General features: G+C 45.0%; 15 protein-coding genes. 9 read left to right on the top strand and 6 right to left on the bottom strand.

The annotated features are described in order from the left end of the window. Positions 1 to 145 precede the first annotated feature (145 nt). On the top strand, positions 146 to 958 hold the full coding sequence (locus tag EL633_RS14810) for a pentapeptide repeat-containing protein (RefSeq protein WP_126627921.1): 813 nt from the start codon (positions 146 to 148) through the stop codon (positions 956 to 958). A 293-nt stretch (positions 959 to 1,251) separates the two neighbouring features. Here EL633_RS14810 and EL633_RS14805 read toward each other — a convergent pair whose 3' ends face one another. Then, positions 1,252 to 3,033, bottom strand: coding sequence for a HEAT repeat domain-containing protein (locus EL633_RS14805; RefSeq protein WP_126627920.1), 1,782 nt, complete (start codon positions 3,031 to 3,033; stop codon positions 1,252 to 1,254). Positions 3,034 to 3,308: 275 nt separating this feature from the next. Between EL633_RS14805 and EL633_RS14800 the strand changes: the two genes are divergently transcribed. The 3 genes from EL633_RS14800 (at position 3,309) to EL633_RS14790 (ending at position 6,895) form a co-directional block, all read left to right on the top strand. Beyond that, positions 3,309 to 3,770 carry a hypothetical protein gene (locus EL633_RS14800; RefSeq protein WP_126627919.1) on the top strand — a complete coding sequence of 154 codons (462 nt, stop codon included), beginning with the start codon at positions 3,309 to 3,311 and terminating at the stop codon, positions 3,768 to 3,770. A gap of 680 nt (positions 3,771 to 4,450) precedes the next feature. Next, entirely contained in the window at positions 4,451 to 5,410 is a 960-nt protein-coding gene (locus tag EL633_RS14795) for a hypothetical protein (RefSeq protein WP_126627918.1), read from the top strand. Positions 5,411 to 5,557: 147 nt separating this feature from the next. After that, positions 5,558 to 6,895: a pentapeptide repeat-containing protein gene (locus EL633_RS14790; protein WP_161982153.1), complete on the top strand. Its 1,338-nt coding sequence runs from the start codon at positions 5,558 to 5,560 to the stop codon at positions 6,893 to 6,895. A gap of 176 nt (positions 6,896 to 7,071) precedes the next feature. Here the strand turns inward: EL633_RS14790 and EL633_RS14785 are convergent, their stop codons facing one another. From EL633_RS14785 to EL633_RS14770, 4 genes are read right to left on the bottom strand one after another with little or no spacing between them, the layout of a single operon-like run. Then, entirely contained in the window at positions 7,072 to 7,524 is a 453-nt protein-coding gene (locus EL633_RS14785) for a hypothetical protein (RefSeq protein ID WP_126627916.1), read from the bottom strand. A 37-nt stretch (positions 7,525 to 7,561) separates the two neighbouring features. Beyond that, complete coding sequence (locus EL633_RS14780; protein ID WP_126627915.1) at positions 7,562 to 8,077, bottom strand: hypothetical protein; 516 nt, start codon at positions 8,075 to 8,077, stop codon at positions 7,562 to 7,564. A 41-nt stretch (positions 8,078 to 8,118) separates the two neighbouring features. Next, positions 8,119 to 8,724, bottom strand: a complete 606-nt coding sequence (locus tag EL633_RS14775) for a DUF4291 domain-containing protein (RefSeq protein WP_126627914.1) — start codon at positions 8,722 to 8,724, stop codon at positions 8,119 to 8,121. Between the two features lie 35 nt (positions 8,725 to 8,759). Continuing rightward, the gene (locus tag EL633_RS14770) at positions 8,760 to 9,449 is read right to left on the bottom strand and encodes an HI_0787 family protein (protein ID WP_126627913.1); all 690 of its coding nucleotides are present in this window, start codon (positions 9,447 to 9,449) and stop codon (positions 8,760 to 8,762) included. A gap of 732 nt (positions 9,450 to 10,181) precedes the next feature. Between EL633_RS14770 and EL633_RS14765 the strand changes: the two genes are divergently transcribed. Then, positions 10,182 to 12,233, top strand: a complete 2,052-nt coding sequence (locus tag EL633_RS14765) for a vWA domain-containing protein (protein WP_126627912.1) — start codon at positions 10,182 to 10,184, stop codon at positions 12,231 to 12,233. Positions 12,234 to 12,283: 50 nt separating this feature from the next. Further along, positions 12,284 to 13,564, top strand: a complete 1,281-nt coding sequence (locus tag EL633_RS14760; protein WP_126627911.1) for a phosphorylase family protein — start codon at positions 12,284 to 12,286, stop codon at positions 13,562 to 13,564. Positions 13,565 to 14,187: 623 nt separating this feature from the next. On the opposite strand, the gene EL633_RS14755 is transcribed toward EL633_RS14760, so the two are convergent. Beyond that, complete coding sequence (locus EL633_RS14755; RefSeq protein WP_161982152.1) at positions 14,188 to 17,670, bottom strand: WD40 domain-containing protein; 3,483 nt, start codon at positions 17,668 to 17,670, stop codon at positions 14,188 to 14,190. A gap of 273 nt (positions 17,671 to 17,943) precedes the next feature. On the opposite strand from EL633_RS14755, the gene EL633_RS14750 reads away from it, so the two are divergent. Genes EL633_RS14750 through EL633_RS14740 form a run of 3 tightly spaced genes read left to right on the top strand, consistent with a single transcriptional unit; the run spans position 17,944 to position 21,786 of the window. Beyond that, on the top strand, positions 17,944 to 18,882 hold the full coding sequence (locus EL633_RS14750) for a 5'-methylthioadenosine/S-adenosylhomocysteine nucleosidase family protein (protein ID WP_126627909.1): 939 nt from the start codon (positions 17,944 to 17,946) through the stop codon (positions 18,880 to 18,882). An 18-nt stretch (positions 18,883 to 18,900) separates the two neighbouring features. Beyond that, positions 18,901 to 20,838, top strand: a complete 1,938-nt coding sequence (locus tag EL633_RS14745; RefSeq protein ID WP_126627908.1) for a hypothetical protein — start codon at positions 18,901 to 18,903, stop codon at positions 20,836 to 20,838. Positions 20,839 to 20,859: 21 nt separating this feature from the next. After that, positions 20,860 to 21,786 carry a hypothetical protein gene (locus EL633_RS14740; RefSeq protein ID WP_126627907.1) on the top strand — a complete coding sequence of 309 codons (927 nt, stop codon included), beginning with the start codon at positions 20,860 to 20,862 and terminating at the stop codon, positions 21,784 to 21,786. The last annotated feature ends 2 nt before the right edge of the window (positions 21,787 to 21,788 follow it).

The raw sequence follows: 21,788 nt of genomic DNA, 5'->3' as shown, positions 1-21,788 counted from the left end.
TAGGTATCATAGTTCCCGAATCTTGGATCTCCGTCATCTTCCGTGCAAGGCTCATGCACTTCGCGCACGCATGGCTAATAGCGTGAGATATACAACCCAGTAGACCAATATACTGCCGGTCTATAAAACCTGAGGAGGAATCCTGATGGCCAATCAAACACATATTGAGCAACTCACACTGGGAGCCCTATCCTGGAATCAATGGAGGATGAACCATCCTGAAGTCATTCCAGATCTTAGCAATGCAGACCTGTCAAAATCCAATTTCAGCACTGCCGATCTTAGTAGAGCCAACTTACGCGGAACTGACTTGAGTTGGGCAAATCTCAGAAAGGCAAACTTAAATGAAGCCAACCTCTTCAGAGCGAAGCTGGTTGAGGTAAACCTGAGCGGTGCTCATCTAGAGAGGATCGATTCGTTCTGGATTAATTTGAACATGGCCAATTTGCAGGGAGCAAACTTACCAGAGGCCAACCTGAACCAGGCCGATTTGAGAAATGCCAACTTAAGTGGAGCTAATTTGTACCGAGCTGACTTAAGCGGGTCAGACTTAAGGGGTGCTCGTTTAAGAATGTCCAACCTGTCGCAAGCCAACCTGATAGAGATACAACTGAGTGGAGCAGATGTATCTGGGGCCAGCTTTAGAATGGCTGATCTGCGCTGGTCCCATTTGAGCCTGGTAGACTTAAGTGACATCGAATTAAGCCATGCCAACTTACAAGGGGCAGACCTGAAACAAGCCAATTTGTGCGGCGCCAACTTAGACCATACTGATCTGAGTGGGGCCGATTTGAGCCGGGCAGATCTCAGGAAGGCCAATTTAAGCGACGCCATACTGACCGGAACAAACTTGCAAGAGGCTGATCTACGAAACATTCCCTGGCTCTTCATTATGCAAATAACTCTGCAACCAGAAACGAACTTCACAAGCGCTCTATGGGATCAACCATCTACCTAAAGCATTGCCATTGGATTCAACCAGCAGGAAAGAAACCAGACAAAACTGGGAAAGATAGAAGAAGAACTCAACCAGTAAAAACTGGCGCGGGTGACATACATATGCGAAAAAGCATACCCATCAGGGAACATCTAGGTCTGGGGTATCAGGAGTATATATAGTGCACGAAAAAATCATCCATTTGTAATGGAGCACAAAACCAGGTGCTATTGCGCTCTACACATCCCTTCTTGCCGATACCCACAAAAATTTTTTCAAAGCCTCACTTTCTGTACCTTTTCACAACCTGTGGCTTACTCGCGATGCTCATCCGTAGCAGTGCGTAGCGCAATAGTTTCAAACGCCCTGCGTGCGGCTTCACGTACACTTGCGGATTCCGGGTCATCGAGCAAACGCTGGAGCTTCTCAATGGTTATCTCAAGAATATGTGGTGCCATCTGACTCGACCCCATGATAGCCCACATGCGAACTTCCCAAGAGGGACTGTCCAGGGCTTGATCAAACCACGAGAGCAGATGAGGGTGGGGACTGCGTAGCGCGGCCAGAGCCTGCGCGACCAGAATGTCTCGCAATGGCTCCAGTAGAGGTCCCACCTTTCCGGTGCCGAGCGTTTCTACGAGCTCTGGCACGAGTTGTGGAAGTAGTTCAGGGTGGGTCTCATAGAGTGTTGCGGCTACACCCTGGCGCACCGATATATCGCTTGCATGGAGTTCAGCCAGCAAAGGCGCTGAAGGTGCTTGTTCGCCTAATTCTCCGAGAGCTGCAAGGGCATGATCGACACGAAAGCTCGTACGAAGATTGGCAACGAGGATATCTATCCCCTCCTGCCGTCCTTGTCTGGCGATGAGACCTGCAAGCTCTCCATTCTCACCTTCGAGATGGGGCAACAACCTCTCTACCGGCACAGGTATATCGAAAGTGCTGAGCACCTTGGCTGCTTGGCGACGCGTCTCGCTCTCTTCGGCATCCAGAGCAATCAATACAGATTCGATGGGAATATACCGACTCAAAGGGATTTCTGCTCCTAGTAGTGCCAGGGCATGCAAGGCAGCGTTGCATGCCTGAGGCAAGGGATCAGACAGCAAAGAGAGCAGTTCAGCCCATGGTGCGTCCACGCCCAACATCGCAATCATCCCCGCAGTCATATATCCTACCGGCCACCACGCATCCTTGAGCAGGTGCAGCAATTCTTCAATAGGAAGGCGCCGGACAATCGCATTGCTCACAGCACCAAGTGGTGTCCTTAACCAGACTAACGCATTTTCACGTGCCCATTCATGGTCTGCATGCAGCCAGCCCACAATGATCGAGAGAGCCTCCGGGTCACCAGCACTGGCCAGCACTTTCGTTGCCTCACGCTGAATCGATTGATCGGTGTCATCAAGCAATACACGTAGCTCGGTTTGTGGCATCCGTTCGCCCGAGTTGGCAAGTGCCCAGATGGCTTCCAAGCGCACGCTTTTCTCTGGATCATGCAGCGCCTCGATCAACGGCTCAAGAGGGATGCGCTGCTCTCCCACATTCCCGAGTAATCTGGCTGCCGCAACGCGAATATGAGCCTTCCTACTCTGCAGCATAGTGATGAGTGTCTCGACAGGCACGTGCTCTCCCAGGAGACCAATCAGATAGGTTGCTGCCGCGCATAGTCCTTGCTCTGGAGCATCAAGCGACTTCAGCACTACGGCAACGGGAGCACGCTTTCCAAGTGCATAGAGGACGGCTTCGCGCACCTCTGCATCAGTATTGGTAAGATGGGAAAGTAGGATCTCTTGCGGAGCATACGCCCCAACCTCTACCAGTGCCCATTTTGCGGCAGATCGAGCCCGTTTATTGGGATCCTGCATCGCCAGGAACAATGGCTCGAGCGGGACATATTCACGCCACTCACGCAAAATGTCTGCCGCGGCCACCCGCAGAGGTGTTGTATCAAGCTGCATCATGCGAATAAACGACGCGAGCGAGACCTGTTCGCCTGGTTCTCCAAGCTGACGCAGTGCCTCTGCTGCTTTCCTGCGTCTTTCTGATCTCAAGGAGTACAGCTCTTGAGCCAGATGTTCAACGTGTTGACGTGACAAGAACAAAATCCCTTTCAACAATGCAGTGCCAGATACACGCTCTGGATACTTCAATGCATAAAAATATGCAAATGTATTATATAATCAAAGCTCGATGATCTGTTAAGTACGTTTGTGAGAAGGGCATCGGGGGAGTTGCTACGCGCTCTTTTTCAGGAGGAAATATAGCAGCCAACCCGGTTTCTCACAGCATAGATAAGCTGCTTACAATCAGAAATATGGCGGAAGAATGTCCGAGAAGCCCTGCTATATACATCGACGAAGAGAAGAAACTGATGGAAGAAAGACAAGACGAAGTGCTTTTAGGCAAGGGGATAAAGCGCTGGCCGGTTGAACTGGCTGAAACGCTTCTTGACAACCCCCTATCATGGGGGCCACCCACATATGCTCTGGGGATTGGTTACGTTGATGATCCAAAACCCGAAGATCAATATGATGGTTTTATACAACTAGCAATGTGCGTAGATGGTGCATATAACCGCCATAGTGAAGCGGGGCAATGGGCCAATCCCATCTTGCGTCAAGTTAAGGTGAAAGCTTCTTATGAGGAACTCTCAACACAGGACCTGTTAGATGTCGTCTTTCTTGTTTGCCGTGGGGAACGCTTCTGTGATGGCCTTATCCGCCAACATGAGCCGCAGCTGCGCGCAATCATCCAGGAGGTTGTACGACGCATCCACTCTGATGTCCCTCCAGTGTTTACCGTGCAGAAATCACACAATAGTAGGTCAACATGATCTTCAAATCCTCATTGAGCCTGGCAACGGTCCCGGCTGTTAGCGGCCGGTATCCATCTACTCTGGCCTTTTTCTGTTGGAGGCAAGCCGCCAACCTCGCGTCCATAATCGGCTTCTGCTGCTTACTCACCTGGTATCATTCCCTTTCCATCAGATATCTATACAACGGATGACAGAAAAAAGCTTGCTCCGTTGTATAGTTTGTGTTTATTATACAGTGTGTTTTATACAACGGATGGATAAATATATCATGTTCCGTTGTATAATCACAGAAGAGAATGTCGAGGACGAACTGGCACGTATGGACGGCAGATGATGAGCGCAGAGAGTGCCGCCTCGGTCCCTTTCTCACGAGCACGCAGGAGGCGACACAATAGTTATCGAATAAGACATCTTACCTGGATCATCAAACAGACTGACTTCTCCACAGAGCGTGTACCACCGCTTTACGTCTTCTGGTACAACCTGATTTGGCTCTAAAATTAGAAATACTGCAGGCTCATACACCTGACAGTGCGGAGCTGCACGAATACTATGAGTAAGATGAATCTATTTCCATCAAAACCTCTTATTTCACACTGACTGACCTACTATTATTTACACGCATATATATTTACCTCTATAATACGATAGCCACCGTGTACGTGGCTATTTCACTGAAAAAATGGAGAAGGATCACCATGACGTGTTTTTTCTGTGGCACCCGGCTCCCCGATGACAGCACTGTCTGTTCCCAATGCCAGGAAACTCAGCCAGAGCAAAATGCTCATATCCAGGGTACACCATCGTCACCGGAGTGGTTGACTCCAACGTTCGAGTACCACGCGCCACTGCATCCAGTACCGCACTCCTCACGGTCTGCCCCTTTCAAGAAGAAAAAGCTGTACACCATCCTCTTTGCCGGGGGAGCGGCTGCAGTACTCCTGGTGGCACTGATGGTCTTCTGGCTCTATACAGTAGAGACCATAATTCACCACGGCAGCACACGACCCTCGCTTACGAGCGGGGCTCCGATGACGTTGAACCCGTACAGACAGCAGCAGGAATTACTGGTGATACGTGATCCCATGCACGATAACGCTCTTGGTGATGCCCATGGCTATCATTGGATGGACGATGTCCATGATGGAGACCCTGGATCAGCCGCGACAAAGGGGTGCTATTTTGCCGATCACATGTATCACGTCTCGACCAGCGATCAATCGTCCTCGCATACAGAGGTATACTGCCTCAACGGCGGGACGCGCTTCAGCAATTTCACCTATCAGGTAAAAGTGAGCGTGCAACAGGGCCATCTGGGCGGCATCATCTTCCGGCAAAGTCCCCATGCACACTTTTACGCCTTTCTCGTGTCCGACAAGGGAGACTTCATAGTGTTTTCGAGCGCGAACACTGACGCGCCAGTTCTTGCCAGAAGCGCCTCGTCTAGCATCAATCAACGGCGGGGAGCGGCCAATCTGCTCGCGGTCGTCGCACATGGGAGTAAGCTAGATCTCTTTATCAATCAGCACCACGTCGCCAGCGTGACTGACGCAACCTATAGCACTGGTCTTATCGGGACGATCGCTCTTTCCGATGATGTATCACAACGTACCGATATTGCCTTTGCTGACGCCAGCATCTGGATTCCCTCCCAGTAACCCATCAACCTTATCTCTTTCTGACATAGGATTGGCACAACAGTACATTACTGCATCTCTATGTTAAGAAGAGGAAAGAAAAACACGATGCACGCCAACAATATTCAAGGATGTATGATCCCGATGACGAATGGAGAGACAACATCTATGGCTAATCAAGAACACCTTGCACTCCTACAACAAGGGGGGGAAGCGTGGAATAGTTGGAAACGTGAACATCCTCAGATAAAACCCGATCTCGATCATGCTCACCTTGAAAACATAGATCTCAGCAATAGTAACCTTAGCGACGCATCCTTTCGAGGTGCGCATCTTTCGCATATAGCCCTCATTGGAGCTAATTTGATGAAATCTGATTTTTCCGGCGCAACCCTGCATGAAGTCGAACTCATCGAGGCTCATCTGAATGGGGCAAATTTTCACCATAGCGATCTCTCAAGGGTTGATCTGCGCCATACTGAGCTCGTGTACGCGAACCTGACACAAGCCAACTTGTACTTCGCCAGTCTGGCTAGCGCCAATCTCAGGGGCTCAGATTTTACCCAGGCCAACATGGAAAAAGCGGACTGCGATGACGCCAATCTGCGGGATGCCAGATTGGATGGGGCCAGGCTCGTCAAAGCCAGTTTGCTGAGAGCCGTACTGGAGCGAGCGTCGCTCAGAGAAGCCGATCTTACTGCATCCCACCTCAGAGGGGCAATCCTGAATGAGGCGGTACTAACCGGAGCAAATTTCTCGCGGGCGCTCTTGCAGGGAACTAACCTGGGCAATGTAGACCTGAGCCAGGTCAAGGGTCTGGAAAGTGTCTGGCATGGCGGGCGCTCCTACATTGATATACAGACCTTGATGCGCTCTCAGGGCGCTATCCCCGACATCTTTCTCAAAGGAGTGGGCGCCTCTGAAAGGGGAATCGAGTATGCACAGGCGCTCACAAGAACACCGTTTCCCACCGCAACGTGCTTTCTCATCTATGAGAACCATGATCAGACATTCGCTAGCCAATTGCATGCTGACCTGCAACACGCAGGTGTTCGCTGCTGGTTGTCTTGTGTTGATTATGAGGAGGATGAAGGTATGACCTATCATGGAGCTGTAACGAATCACAATCTCTGGCTAGATGCTCTGAATCCTCGCGACAAGCTCCTGCTCGTACTGCCAGAGCTCACTCCAGAGAAATGGAATCAGATGGGCCGGGACTTGCTTCTCAGACTGCAAGTAGCAAAACGTCTGAACCTTCAGAACCTTATCATCCTGTGCCTAGATCAGTCCCAAAGCCCACAAATGCAAGACTGGAAACAGTGTCTTGATCAATCACCATGGGAGGAGATGGACGCTCCAGATTGGCTCAAAAATCAGCTCAAGCAACTCCTGGGCAGTACATTCGTTGCACTAGAAGAACGATCTCCACTGGATTTTGCCGGGTGGGAGGATCCCAAAGTCTATCAAAAAGTATTCAACTGCTTACTCGATGAACTCAAAGCTTAATTGTATATTGAAGTAAGCCTGCAAGCGCTGTATCAAAGTATGGTTGCTACAATGCTCATTTTCAGCAAGAATTACCTCTTTTTTAGGCAGAGAGGTAGTGCATTCACAACATAACACTATTACATGTCCTCCATCATAACAAGGAACAAGGACGCATGTGCCGGTCAAACCAGCCTTCATGTACATACTGCTTGCTGCTCATCCTCGTCTTTTGGTATCAGTTGCTCAAACGATCTGACCAATTTGGGAAGAAGAGAAACATCAATATCAAAGGCGACGCTGAGGTGATGATCGATACATTGAGCGGCAGTAGAGAGGAGCACGCTGCGTGTGAGATCGATTTTGGCAATCATATGTCCCACCCGATCGACTGATTGGAAGGAAAGAATAGCTTCACTCGGACTCATGCTGACTAATACGGCCGTCCCAGCACGCTGCTGTTCTAGACGTACCAGATCGGTGAGGAAAACGTGCATGTCATCGATACTCCACCAGACAGAATGCATGCTGGCAGAGAACCCATGCGCGCTGGCTTCGATCTGGACACACACGCCTGGATAGTAGAGCATATTCACTTCTTGAAGGGTCAACTGAATGAAGTACAAATTATCTTCTGATTGAATTCTCATAAAATTGATCTCTCCCAATACATACGCGTCTGAGGAACTATTGTTCTGCAACAATATGTCCAGTGTGTAGCGCAAGCTGAAATGGTCGCCATCCCCCCGGCGGATCCCACTCGCCTTCACCATAGATGATGTTGCCTGCGACGCGACTGATGACGACGCCATCAATCCCCAGATCTTCCGTGATCCATTGCAATCGGGCCTGCGCATCAAAGCACAGCAGATCCGAGGCCGATGCGACAAGAAGCGCCCCTTGAAGCGGATAGAGATGTCCAAAGTAGCCGCACAAGGCATGAGAAGAGTACTGTCGCGTCTCAAGAGAGACAAAATGGACCATATCGGCAAAACCGATGACCAACCAGTTGTGCCATATCTGTATATCAGCGAATCCTCCCGTGTCTCCATACACATCAATCCTCATCACGGGTTCTCCGTTCTCCTCCACCAGACAATATTGTGATGGAGTTCCAAGCCCGCGTGGAACATCCCCGAGCGGCAGCGCATCGAGCATCAAGGCATCATCTTCAAGAGTTTGTACAAAGCAACAAGTATACATCTATCAGCAGTAACCTTTCTCTACCTTTGATCATAGCCATATCACAGTATATGCTCCGATCTCATACCTATGCGCCGGGCAAGGGGTTGTAGTAATGGATACACACGTTCGCCAGGCAACAAGGCCTTCGCTTTCGCTTCCTTGCCCTCCTGCAAGAGGGTAGAGATCTTTCTCACCAAGGGAGTTGCATCTCGAATCTCTACGGTCCATTCATGAACATACTGCTCAATAATAAAGCGACTCAGACCCACTTGAATGCTATTGATAGGAAGGCTCTTGCCTCGGAGAGACCGTTCAGGATCCCATTGCACATGGACACGTGCCTGCTCAAACTGCGTGGCCCACTCGTCATAACTACGGTAAACCGATGGATCATACGCGGTCAACACAGCCTGAGAAAGCGCCTCCTCCCATCCCTGCCGTGTCATGCGAATAGCCAAAATCATTTCCTGGCCAGATTTGCGTCCCCAGTTGCTGCGTTCCATAAGCCAGAGAAAAGAAGGCTTAATCCAGGTCATACGGTACATCGAAAACGGGGGCACAAAGCGATTGTGTTGTATTGCAGGCAGGGCAATCGCCTTCGAATACGCCTGGTAGACCGTAATTGACCGGCTGTCATACACAGCGCGAATTTCATTACTATTCATATCGACATTTTACGCGAAGAATCCCTGATTGCCTATCATGTATCTTGATGAAATGAATACAATTGAGCCAGTTCAACTGCATTCAGCAATGACACATCATTGAAGAGTGCTTCAACCTCTGCATTCATTCTCAATCGTTTCTTCTTCGTGTCGTCCTTCTCATCTGTATATCTCTTCCACAGCAGATAGAGGCCAGCCAGCCACAAATACCGATCAAGTTCTTTGTTCGAACATGATAAAGCGGCACGCTGCTTTAACCGCTCTACGTCTTCTACAAAAGCCTTATACAGTGAAGTTGTTCCAACAGCACGCGCAGGTGATGCTCCCAGATGGTGGGCAACCATGTTTCTCGCAAAGGAATCATAGAGAGGGAAACGTTCCATATGGATGAAAAAGTGAGCAAACTTGGAGGCAAAACTGAGATGTTTGGGGCCTGAAAACGCGGCAATCTGCTCGACGAGTTCTGTCTCCTCTCGCCTATCTGCCACACGCATGACCTCAGTGACATGCCTGGCCATCGGGACTACCGTATAGAGTTGCGTCCCATACAGTTGGTTTACCGCAACAACCTTTAACAGCGTTGCGTCCATGTCGAATCCAGGAAAGCGAATGTGCAAAGCTTCAAGTGCTTGATCTGTATCTTTCCATTGCCGTAATTGCTGATACAACCTATTTGCCACATCAATCTGCGATTCCAATAAAGGTACAGCAAGAGCAGTTTCCATAAATTGAATCCCTTCAAAAACACGAGGGGCGACTAATTTAAGCTCAATCGTATTCATCTCGCCGGCGTTCACAAACCTCTGAGTTCCGCATTGCTCATTTTACCCATATTGTCTCCATTCTATGCTATTAGAACATTATGTGGACCAATTCTAGCATACTCCCGGGATCTCTCATAGAGGATTTCCGAAGAAATGTCCGAAAGGAACGGAAAAGCGGAGAAGGATGTGGATCTTTTGCACCACCAACGAGTAATTATTGCATGTGAATGATCTTATCTATGGATCATTTCGGCTAATATCAGAAAAACAGGCATTTTACTCATCTGTTTTCATGATCTGCGACATACCACAGCCACGTTCCTTCTCTCTATGGTAACCTATCCGAGAACTGTACAGGAACTATTTGGCATAATCAGATTATTGGCACGGTCGAACTTAAAAATATTAAACGAACTTTTTATTACGGTTCAAATAATCAACTAAGATTTACTACTTGACAGGTAGCATACAATAACATCAATATAATAATTATTATATGTATCCGCCAAGCAACCACTTTTAATACTTGAATGACAAGTATTAATAAATATTAGCACCAAAGTGCAAATTTGATTCCTGGGATTATCCTATATGAACTGAGGAGAGGCAATTCAGATGAATTGCTAGGCATTCCTACCATCAGTCTTATCATCACTATGAATAGACTTGAAGTATCGGAAAGGCTACCAGGCCATGCCATCTAACATTAATATTCCGAAGTTAGCTCAAGTTGTTGCTAACACTCACAATACGGATGAGTTAGAAATATTTTTATCCGACTCTTTTCAAATACGCCTAGACCATATTATCGAGCCAAGAGGATTAAGTTTCACAACAATTGTCCACAAAGTTATCGATTATTTCGACCGCAAAAGAAGCTTAACAGAATTTGTGCGTGAATTAGAACGAACTAATCCTGGAGCAATAGATCTACGCAGTTTACTTGTGTCACCGTCAACGATACCCACAGCCAATTCAGACTCACCTTCGTCTACATCATCACGAACAAAAGTGGACATAAGTCCTGATGAGGTTGATTTCTACTTTGTAATTGAACCAGATCGAAGAAGTGTTTCCCCCTCAAAGAAGCACAAATCCACTAATCATGCCATATATGTCCGTATCCCGGTGGTAAGTAGTTCACTACCCATAGCATCCACCTCACGTCAGGCAATGGCACTAACTTTTGATCGCAGTGGAAGTATGAAAGGGTATAAAACTGATGTTGCACGTGCAGCAGCAGATTACCTTCTAGATAGTGCACAAAAACCAGATCATCAGGCTGCAGTTCTGGCATTTGATGATTATATTGAGGTTCCAGTACCACTTCAACAGATTAAGAACTCAATACCATACAAACTTTTATTAAGAAATATCGTACCAAGAGGAAATACTGATCTTTTCGGTGCTTGGCAAGCAGCAATTAGCACACTTCGCATATTAGATAATACATGGGATCGCCGGGTGGTACTTATTACCGATGGTCTCATGAACCGAGGTATGACCAATCCAGTTAAATTTAGGCAACAAGTGGAAAGCATCTGGAGAACCGAAAAAATTGCAACTACTTGCATTTCAATGGGAGAAGATTGGAACATTGACTTACTGAATGAGCTTGCTTCCGTTGGAGGAGGCAGCCTTCACTTCATAGATACAGTGAGCCAGGCAGAACAAGCATTGCATGAAGCATTCCATTCAAATTCAGGTGTTATCGCCTGTAATTTGCGCGTAGAACTGGAACCATTGAACTCTGCACATATTAGCCAAGTGAATGGAGTAGTAACTCATTTAGAAGCAGGAAACACAGCAACATTTCCAATAGCGAACCAACTTCTTACTAATGTAGAAGAGCAATTCATATTGCGCCTCGAATTTCCTCCACTTATTAGTAATCAGGCAACAGACCTGCTCCGATGTGCGTTGGTATACGAAACGCCAACATCTGCAAAAACGCAGAGGACTGCAGATAAGTTCCTTCATATTTTTGGAGAGGCCTCGGGCTCTTCATATGGTCCAGCAATTGTCCACCAAGGCATAATATGTACAGCTCATGCTATACTCTCTCGGGAATTATTTAAACAGGCACTGGACGCATACCTTGATAAAAATCCAGAGTTGGGAACTGCCCTACTTGAACAGGCAAAAATCGCACTTCAATCCACACCGACAACACCCAGAGGATACCAGTCTAATGTCACGATGCAAGAAAGGCGAATTCGTGACCTTGAACGCTTCCAAGGTCACGTACCACTAGAATACATTAAGCAGAAATATATAGAAGAGCTATCTCACCGAGATGTTATTTGGGATAAATTATGCCAGTTATTTGATAGACTGCTCACTTCAAGTGACAATGTACATTTCGCCAGAGAACTTACGGAACTGTTTAAATGGAGCAATCGCATGATTGATAACTATAAGCTGCTCTTGCCAATCCCTTTCGACAATTCTAACGCGGAATATCTTCAAGACAAAAATCACCTGAGCAAAAGAAAGCGATTTCTCTCTATGGAAGCATTCTGGCTCAGCGTTATGGCAAATCATGTCTCAAAGATGCTAGATGAACAGAAAGAACTTGTTCAATGGCAAACTGAAAATTCAAGAGATCAATCGTCTATAATTGCTATCCTTGCTGGTGCATGCTTTGGTTTAGAACGAACTCGACAAGGCACACAAGAAGAAATTCGAGAGTTAATGGAGAGTTATCTTGAATCTAAATATGCAATTATTCTTGCACACGGATAGAGCAAATCCCTTCATTGTTTAGCAACTTATTAAGGTAGATTAAAGAGAAAATGGTTATAAATGTAAATCAATATCGACTCGCTATCGTCACTGCTCTTCCAAAAGAATTCGCTGCTGTTGAGGTAATGCTTAACCAGCCTTTTGATATAGCGATTCCTAATGACCCCGTACGCTACACAGTAGGTATGATCGGTCCACATCCAGTTGTAGCGACATTGTTACCTAAGATGGGAAACAACTTAGCGACAGCGGTTTCTAGCAATCTCCTCCGTAGCTTTCCCAAGGTAAGTGACATATTGATGGTTGGAATCGCAGGAGGGGTGCCAGACCCAGGGCACCCAGAGAAGCATGTTAAACTTGGCGATATTGTCCTTTCTACAGATGCTGGGGTAATCCAGTTTGACCTTGGTAAGTTTGAACGGATTGCTCAGGGCAAAAAACCATTACAAAAGCGTTTTACTATGCGCGCCTCGGATCCTCCGCCATCTGCACGCCTGCAACAAGCAATACGCTTATTAGAAGCGAGAAGAATCCGCAATGAACGCCCCTGGGAACAATATATTGCTTTGACTACCACCCTCGAAAACGCAACACGGCCATCAGATACAACTGACAGACTCTATGATTCGCACGAGCCAAATAAACTTATACCGCATCCTGTAGACACAATGCGTATTTCTGGTCAACCCAAGCTTCATTATGGCGTGATCGGATCCTCGAATATGTTGTTGAAAGAGCCACAACTTCGAGATCGCCTACGCGATGAGTACAACGTTCGGGCTATCGAAATGGAAGGTTCTGGAATTGCCGCTGCCACTTGGATGAGTAGTAGCACCGGATACCTTCTCATCCGAGGTATCTGTGACTATAGTGATTCACACAAAAATGACAGATGGCAAGGATACGCTGCCGCAGTGGCTGCTGCCTATGCCAAAGCTTTGATTGAGTCTATTCCAGTAGAATCTGCATCGCCTACTATGTCCCAACTATCTCATATTCAACTTAACAAACTTAGAAAAGTCCTGGTAGATGCTTTCACTATAGATGATTTGGAACTTCTATGTAGTGATATCGAGCAAGACTTGAAAAATGACGGAATTGATTTGAAGGTGAATCTTGACATAGTAGGAGGTAAAGGACAAGAAATCCGTTGTCACAACTTACTCACCTATCTAAATCGGCGTGGGTATCTCCAATACCTAATAACAGCTACACTGAAAGTTCGTCCCAACGCAAATTTACTCTCTTCATCAAGTGAGCGCAATATCGTCATTGGTGGTAATGTATCTGAAAGTACAATCATTAGCGGAGACCAGAACACTATACTGTAGAAAAAAGAAAAGTATCAACAACGTACAAGATCGTGCCAGAACTAAAAAAACGAAGACGAAAACGGATCAAACCATTGGCTAGCCCAATCAGCCAAAACGGCCAGGGGAACAACCTCGCAAAATCTTTTTGAGCTCATCCACCGTTTAGCGTGGCTGTACCCTGAGCACAAAACGAAGATTCATAGAAATATAAAATAGTTCACACGCTCCTAAATAGTGCCAATAACTTGTTGAAATGTATAGTAACAAATATTACGCCAGAAACACATCACTAGCAAAAATAAAGCCACTTACCTGTCGCGTTCAATGTAGTCTCTTACAGTATCTTAATCATAAACATGAAGCAATGAAAATCACTAGTTCGAATAATCATAAGGTCAATATGCTCCTGTGGAGCTATCAAGCATATACATGAGAGGCCGTTCGTATTGCTTATGTAGACTTTACCAAGAGGGACACCATACTATTACAAAGCTATTTCTAAAGATGCAAGATAATAAGATGCATCTTTAGAAATAGCTTTGTAATAGTATGAGGAGACAAAACGCCCCTACGTCTATCGTAGTACATCAAGAGAGATTCTTCCCTCTAACACTGGCTTCTGGAATACAAAGCTTCAAGAGCTATTCAATAGCACCTAATTGCAAAAGGCTGGCCTTTTGCGCATCCGTTAATCCTGTCACACCAGAGATATTTATGCCTTCGTAGGGTTTTTCACAAGCATATATATTCTCACATTCAACTGTCTCAGTGTTCCATAGACGTATAGTCCCATCATCACTTCCACTGAGTAAAAGAGGCAGATGCTGATGAAAACTTATGGTTCGTACACGTGCGCTATGTCCATGTAATTTTTTAAGGCAAGCACGAGTTGCAACGTCCCAGAGAAATATATCTTTATCATCACCAGCACTCGCCAGTAAGGCTCCAGATACATTAAAGCTGAGGGCTCGTATCCAACTCCTATGGCCATCCAAATCAGCAAGCAAGCGTCCCTGAGTAAGGTCCCAAAGATATATCCTTTGATCCTCCCCACAACTAGCCAGTATCTTGTTATCTGGGCTAAAGACAAGTGAACGAACACGACCAGAGTGAGCCTGGAATATCCATTTGCATGAGCCAGTTTTCAGATCCCAAAGGCGAATTGTACTATCATCACTTCCACTAGCAACAACATTTCCAGATGGGCTAAACGCAACAGTTCGTACCCAGCTCGTATGTTCAGCAAACGAGAAGATACACTGTTTGGTCTGAATACTCCATACCTTTACAGTATTGTCTTCTCCGCCACTAACGATAAACTGACCATCAGGACTAAATGAAACTGATCGAATCCAGTTGGTATGCCCCCTAAAAATATGCGCACAAGAGTTGGAATCGGTATTCCAAAGGCGAACAGTCTGGTCCTCCCCAGCGCTCGCATACAACTTGCCATCTGGACTAAACACAACCGACCTGGCTCCATGGACATTACCCTGCTTAATGTCCATCGTCTCAGGCACAGTATTGTCAGTGACCATTCTCCATACGCGTAGGCGCTGATCCTCTGAGCTACTAATAAACATCTGCATTTCTGGATGAAAAGCTACTGACCAAACACGATTAGCATATCCAGTTAATGTCTTGAGGCATACCCCTGAGTACATATTCCAGATACGAATTGTCTGATCATCGCCACCACTTACCAACAAATTCCCATCAGAACTTATGGCGATAGCACGTATACCACTTGTGTGAGCATGTAATGTTCGTAAGCACATACCACTATTCATATCCCATAGGCAAATGCAGTGATCCTCGCTACTACTAATAAGCATCTGATCAGCCACATGAAAGGCGACCGACCAAACACGGTTACGATGACCAACGAGAGTATGGAGACAAGAACCATCTTTCACACTCCAAACACGAACAGTTTGATCATCACTTCCACTTACCAAAAACTTCCCATTATGGCTATATGCCACCGATCGCACCCAACCAGTGTGTCCAACTAATGTAGTGACACACTTTCTACTTTTTACATCCCACACACAAATGGTACCATCAGTACTTCCTGTCACAATTGACTGACCCTCAGGGCTGTAAGCAACTGACCAGACACGATCTCGATGTCCCTGGAATGTTGCTATACATTCTCGAGTATCAACATCCCACAATTTCACGGTTCGGTCATCGCTGCCACTCACTAAATAGCGTTGGTCCGGACTAAATGCTACTGATCTCACCCGATTCATATGCCCATGCAACACGCAGATACAACGCCCAGTACTTATATTCCAGAGGCGTATACTCTGATCATCACTACTACTCGCTAGTACACTGCCATCAGAGCTATAAGCAACTGACCAAACACCATCCGTATGTCCTGTATATTGCGAAAGAGCAACACAGTTCAAAGCATCATAGATCCATACTTCTCCAGTGGCGGTTCCCATGGCAAAAGTGTCATCTAGAGGATTGTATGCAATGCATAATATATTACTGAAAGTGCTCTTAAAAATGGAGGAAGTAAAGTGGGCATGAGAGAAATTTGTATAATGCAAAAGGATATCCTGAAAGTATGTTTGTTTGAAGGCCAGGTATGAAAAATCAATATCTCGCAAATCATCTTGCAAGTAAGCCAGCACTCTCAGCACATTATTCGCCAAATAGTTTCTCTGTAAAGGGGCTTCACTACGCTGTAGCATGACCATGCTCAATAAACGTTGTCTCACTTGCTTCTTTCCAAATAAAGAGAGTAAGCGCTCAATAAGAGGATTAAAGATCAAATGTTCCTGACTTACCCGTATAAAATCTTTGCTCTGAGCCTTCAATAATACATAGTTCTTCCACATCTCTGAGCTTTCAGCAGTAAATGCTATACAGAAAGCGTCGATAAGATGCGTTGTGACATATTCCATGATCACAGGCTGTAGCGTAAACTTAGCAGTCGAGCGTAGCTCTATGAAATTACGCCTTCGCAAAGAGTCCAGTGCAGAAATAACATCCTTGCGAGTCACAGTTGGAACAATATCATCACAAATGGTTTCTAAAGAAACTGGCTCACGCTCAACAGCCAGCCAATACAGAATACAACACTCTTGATGCGTCAGACGCTCAAACTGCACTGCGATTAAATCTTCAACATATCCAAAGGAAAATTCACCGCTTGCTAGAAAAAGCGCAATATCACCACCAAATATCTCTCTAATTGTATCTGACACGAGTTTTAGCGCAAGAGGATTACCATTGTAAAAATCAGTCAATTGATGCCAATCCTCCTGCGTTCCTACGAGTTTCTTTTCCTTTAACAATTCTTGACCTTCATCAGAGGCAATCCCAGATAAGTGTAATTTATACACAGGAAAAGCACCACCTTCTAATAAAGCAATCTCCCTGGGTTGTTCACGGCTGGTCAACAATAAACAGCTCTGATGTTGGGTTTCACCAATCCTTTGTATCAACCTTCCATACGCACTAAACCCCTGACGATATTGACTGTTTAAATGTCCTTCTTCGATGATAGACTCAACATTGTCCAAGATAAGCAAACAACGGGAGTGCCTCAAAAAACGCAAAAGGAGTTGCTGTTGCTCATCAAAACTTTCAGGTACAGTGATATATTGCTCCTGCGTTAAAAATCGAATACATTGGCGCATAAATTGATCAATGGTTGGAGCATTTTGTAGAGAACGCCAGAACACATAATCGAAGGAACCTCCTAGCTTATCTGCAACCTTTGTACACAACGAGGTCTTGCCAATTCCTCCAAGGCCCAGAATTGTAACTACCTTGCATTGCCGATCCACTATTGCTTGTTCTAATAGATACAATTGATGGGCACGTCCATAGAAATTGCCTCCACGTGGTGCATCACCCCAGTCCTGGTACTCAAAAATACTAACGGAGGCAGCCTCATCAACCAAACCAAGTTCTTCCACATCCATTGCAAAGAGCTGGCTTAACGCTTGTCGCTGATAGGGCTGCGGGCGATTTCGTCCCTGCTCCCAGCGAGAAATAGTCTTTGCATTTGTTTTCAAACGCTCAGCAAGGACTTCTTGAGACCAACCTCGCTGCTCACGTTCCTGTCTTAAGCGTGTTGAGAAATTTTCACTCTGCTTCATGCTATTCCCCCATAACATCTCAATAAAACAGACAAAGTAAGATCTGCGAAATGTCCAGAAACTGTCTGGAAAATGTCCATCCTTTCTAGTTCACACTTACATTCACATACGGTATGCTTATCAATGTGGTACATAAAAACATTATACGTAACAATCAAACACATATAAAAACAGTATGGCACATAAAACCTCCTGAAAGGATGTGTATCAAGTGTAGGTTTTTTATCAAGCAGAGAGTTATGCATTATATGGAGAAGAATAAGGAGTAAAACATTGGATAAGCAAACAAATCTTAATGCGGTCATTCTGACAGCAATTCCTCTTGAGTACCAGGCTATTCGTGCCCATCTCAAGGATCTACAAGAGGAAATTCATCCAGAAGGGACCCTCTATGAAAGAGGAGTATTTCTCGCATCTAATAGACGTTGGGAGGTTGGCATTGCAGAAACGCGCAAAGGTAGTGCTAACGCTGCTTTTGAAGCAGGTCGCGCCATAGATTACTTTAAACCACAGGTAGTTCTCTTCGTTGGTATTGCTGGTGGGCTCAAAGATGTACTAATTGGAGATGTAGTTGCAGCCACAAAAGTTTATGGGTATGAGTCTGGTAAAGCCAGCAAGACGTTTCTCCCTAGACCCGAGATTGGTCAATCAACCTATCGTATGATACAGCGAGCGCAGAAGGAGGCTCGCGATACAGTATGGTTTAATAGATCAATCAAATCAAACGTTACTCCACAACCACGTGTCTTCGTCGATGCTATTGCCGCTGGTGAAAAAGTCATTGATTCAACGCGTTCTGCTACCTACCAATTTCTCAGAAAACAATATAGCGACGCCATTGCAGTTGAAATGGAAGGCTATGGTTTCTTACAAGCCACGCGCGCCAACCAACATGTTGAGGCACTGATCATTAGAGGAATATCAGATCTCATTGATAATAAAAATGTGACTGACAAAAACAATTCTCAGGAAATCGCCGCCAATCATGCTAGTGCTTTTGCTTTTGAAATTCTTTCAAAGCTTACCCCACCAGAACTTCAAGGGGCATTTGATCGTCGTTCATCAGAATCAGTACTATCAAACCCAACATCCACATCTTCAATTCGTCAACAAACAACGTCAGGCAACATTATCGCACCGATTGGAGATAATGGGCATAACGTCATCAACTATACAGAACATTCAAAGCGACGTAGAGAGAAAGACGCATAATTGGGAGATTACAGGTTGATGGCAGCAAACACAAATACAAATAATGAAGTTGAAGAGCAACAAAACACCAATTCAACAATGAACACAGAAGAAATGATATCTCAGGAGTATAGTACAAATACAACTGAAACAAAATCCTCCCAACCGATTACAAAGGAAACAATTATCAGCCAAGAAACCATATCGGGCAATATTATTGCGCCCAATGGAGATAACCAACATGTCATCATCAATCATAATTATTACTACAATCGCAATTACTACAACGATATCATCCATGGAGCCAATCAGATTGCTGAGCAAGGTGATACAGATAATAAGCGGGATAACAAAATAGAAGGCGACACAGCAAAATCGTTGAAGGAAGATTTAGCATTTGAACAACGGCAACAAATAGCCTTCACCGACACAACATTGGAAGATCAAATTAGCACAATGCCATCCACAGAGGACGAGATAGCTACCTGGTTTTATGAATTGGATGACTATGAACAACATTATGTATTTACTACTGCAATCCTCCACGGAGCACCTGCCCATATCATTTCTAAACAAGCAGAAATTCTATATAAGGAACTTAAGCAATATGAAATAACATCCTACTATATTACATCCTCACAAGCGCCAGCTGAGGCGTTCTCGATACTTCCGAAGCAGCACCGTCATTCAATAAGTCATCTGCGCACACACACACACACACTTATGCGCCAATCAAATGGAGTTGCTTGCATTTATTGGCTTGATACAGATAATTTTGGGCTATCACAATTCAACACACGAGTCATTACATTCCTCAGCAGAGAATTTATCAATAAAGGTGACTATGGCGATTTCTTTTTCCGGAAAGCAAAAGACTGGTCAAAACACCGCGATGCTGAGTACGACTATTGGTTAGCAGCAAAATCGCTAGGGGCCATACTACACATAAAAAACGTGCAGCAGCTGAAAGCACAAGCCTACGAATTCGCCAAACAAAGCTCAACAGTTGGATATCGACGAGCTGCATCACTACTTGCTGGAGCTTATGAAAATGAGCAGTATAGGCAGTTGACAGGAAACCATAATGGCTCAGTTCTTACAATCATCGATAAATGGACAAGCAAAATCTATGAAGAACAATATAATGAAACAAAGGTACAAGTAAATATCGATCTCGGGCGCACAATTGCCTACGCATATAGCTTTATTGGTAGAGAAACACCAGAAATTGCTCTCAAAAAAACGAATGAATTACTATCAGGATTACCAATAGTCGATATCAATTGCACAAAGACTCTTTCTTCTGCCTGTGTCTCTACTTACATCAGCCTCGTTTGGTCAGGGCATCTCCGCAAAGTGCTACACAGCCTTGCTGACGTAGCAGAAAAATCCATTGATCAATGGTCTGCGACAAACAATCTCAAAGCAAGAGAGTATGAACGCCAACAGAGGGAGTGGTGCATAAAGAATGTCAATGATGCCTTTTTTCTCACACTTGCAGCAACTACCCATTCCAATGGAGATATCGCCTCACCAGAATCCTATACACAACAAATACCAACTGAACGAATACAAATTGTAGAGTTAAACTGCAATATTTTCATTTCTGCGATCTTCCATGACGATCCTATAAAAAACATACTTACAAGACTTTTTCAATATGCCATCGTCACAGCACATGTAGATGATGCATTATCTTTTTTACGAAACTGGGCTGAGACAGTTATCAGAATGCATGCAGAAGAGTCGGATCCACAGGCAGAGCTTATCTATCATTCCTACACATCATTTTTAATTCATTTAGGGCGAGATATACAAAAGCGAGAAAGCAAATGGAAGCAGCCGGGTAAACATTCTTCAGCAATTAGCAACATGTATCGACGCCATTTGACACAGTGGCAGAAGGAAGGGCAAATCCGTAATGCTGCTCTCAACCAGATGGCATCAACGGTCCTTCAACAAATATCAGGTCATTAATAGACCCAGGAGGTACCCATCATGACTAATCTCGTGACAGATCAACTCTGCCTTATACAGACAAGAGACATCATCTGCTTACCATTTTTAGCACAAACAATAACACCAGACCCCATTCGCAGTCTTGTTATCTTTAACGATGAAAATGCCATGCAGATAGATCATATAAAACCGCAAAAATTAACCTCAAATGCACGGATAAAAGTCAAAAATGGTTGCAAGATCTTAGCAGTAACCCATAGTCCAAAAAATTATAGATTAGCAGGCACTGTTCGCACCCGAGAAAACTATCAATATATATACGAGATTCCGATAGTGCTGACTGTAAGGGATGCAATAGCAGTTGCTCGATCCTATTTCCAAAATTTGGATCCTGCACAACAAGCAATAATCCAGCTACAGCAATTAATAGAAAAATATATATCTCGAATACCTTTTGACAAAGTGCAAATCAATAACATGCCCTTATTGTACTGGAGCAACACAGAGCTTGATCAGAATGGATTCTCTATCATGCAAATTGACAAAGCATCATTCCATATAGACCCACGATACAATGGTCCAGATATGGAAATTTTCGCGATTCGCAGAAACCGAGATATCAAACTTGAGGAGATGCAAGCAGAGCAAGACGTTTTGGACTACAAGGATGAACAAGACCGCTTAAACAAAGAAATTAAGAATGAATTTGAGCGCCAGGAGGGAACCAAAGATCAGCTTTACAAAATATGTTGCCAAATTAGAGATAAAACATCAGAAGAAACGATTAAAGCGCTTCAAGCTCGTATTCAAGAGAGCTTTGCTGTGGGTGAATCTCCTAATCAGATTGCTGATATCTACTTTACGCTCTTGGGAATCTTCCAAGGGCAAAAGCATGCGGATATAGAAAATAATGTTATCACAGCTGGATTGACAATCATCAATGAGACAGAAAAGGATAATGCTTAAAC

Origin of the sequence: Dictyobacter alpinus, assembly GCF_003967575.1 — a bacterium.
GTDB classification, from domain to species: domain Bacteria; phylum Chloroflexota; class Ktedonobacteria; order Ktedonobacterales; family Ktedonobacteraceae; genus Dictyobacter; species Dictyobacter alpinus.
Note: the sequence above shows the minus strand (reverse complement) of the source record. Positions and strands in the feature narration are given on the sequence as shown.

What these genes read in the sequence shown, in the direction of transcription:
- EL633_RS14810 (WP_126627921.1), top strand. Translation starts at nt 146, where the DNA reads ATGGCCAATCAAACACATATTGAGCAACTCACACTGGGAGCCCTATCC.
- EL633_RS14800 (WP_126627919.1), top strand. Translation starts at nt 3,309, where the DNA reads ATGGAAGAAAGACAAGACGAAGTGCTTTTAGGCAAGGGGATAAAGCGC.
- EL633_RS14795 (WP_126627918.1), top strand. Translation starts at nt 4,451, where the DNA reads ATGACGTGTTTTTTCTGTGGCACCCGGCTCCCCGATGACAGCACTGTC.
- EL633_RS14790 (WP_161982153.1), top strand. Translation starts at nt 5,558, where the DNA reads ATGGCTAATCAAGAACACCTTGCACTCCTACAACAAGGGGGGGAAGCG.
- EL633_RS14785 (WP_126627916.1), bottom strand. Translation starts at nt 7,524, where the DNA reads ATGAGAATTCAATCAGAAGATAATTTGTACTTCATTCAGTTGACCCTT.
- EL633_RS14780 (WP_126627915.1), bottom strand. Translation starts at nt 8,077, where the DNA reads ATGTATACTTGTTGCTTTGTACAAACTCTTGAAGATGATGCCTTGATG.
- EL633_RS14775 (WP_126627914.1), bottom strand. Translation starts at nt 8,724, where the DNA reads ATGAATAGTAATGAAATTCGCGCTGTGTATGACAGCCGGTCAATTACG.
- EL633_RS14770 (WP_126627913.1), bottom strand. Translation starts at nt 9,449, where the DNA reads ATGGAAACTGCTCTTGCTGTACCTTTATTGGAATCGCAGATTGATGTG.
- EL633_RS14765 (WP_126627912.1), top strand. Translation starts at nt 10,182, where the DNA reads ATGCCATCTAACATTAATATTCCGAAGTTAGCTCAAGTTGTTGCTAAC.
- EL633_RS14760 (WP_126627911.1), top strand. Translation starts at nt 12,284, where the DNA reads ATGGTTATAAATGTAAATCAATATCGACTCGCTATCGTCACTGCTCTT.
- EL633_RS14755 (WP_161982152.1), bottom strand. Translation starts at nt 17,670, where the DNA reads ATGAAGCAGAGTGAAAATTTCTCAACACGCTTAAGACAGGAACGTGAG.
- EL633_RS14745 (WP_126627908.1), top strand. Translation starts at nt 18,901, where the DNA reads ATGGCAGCAAACACAAATACAAATAATGAAGTTGAAGAGCAACAAAAC.
- EL633_RS14740 (WP_126627907.1), top strand. Translation starts at nt 20,860, where the DNA reads ATGACTAATCTCGTGACAGATCAACTCTGCCTTATACAGACAAGAGAC.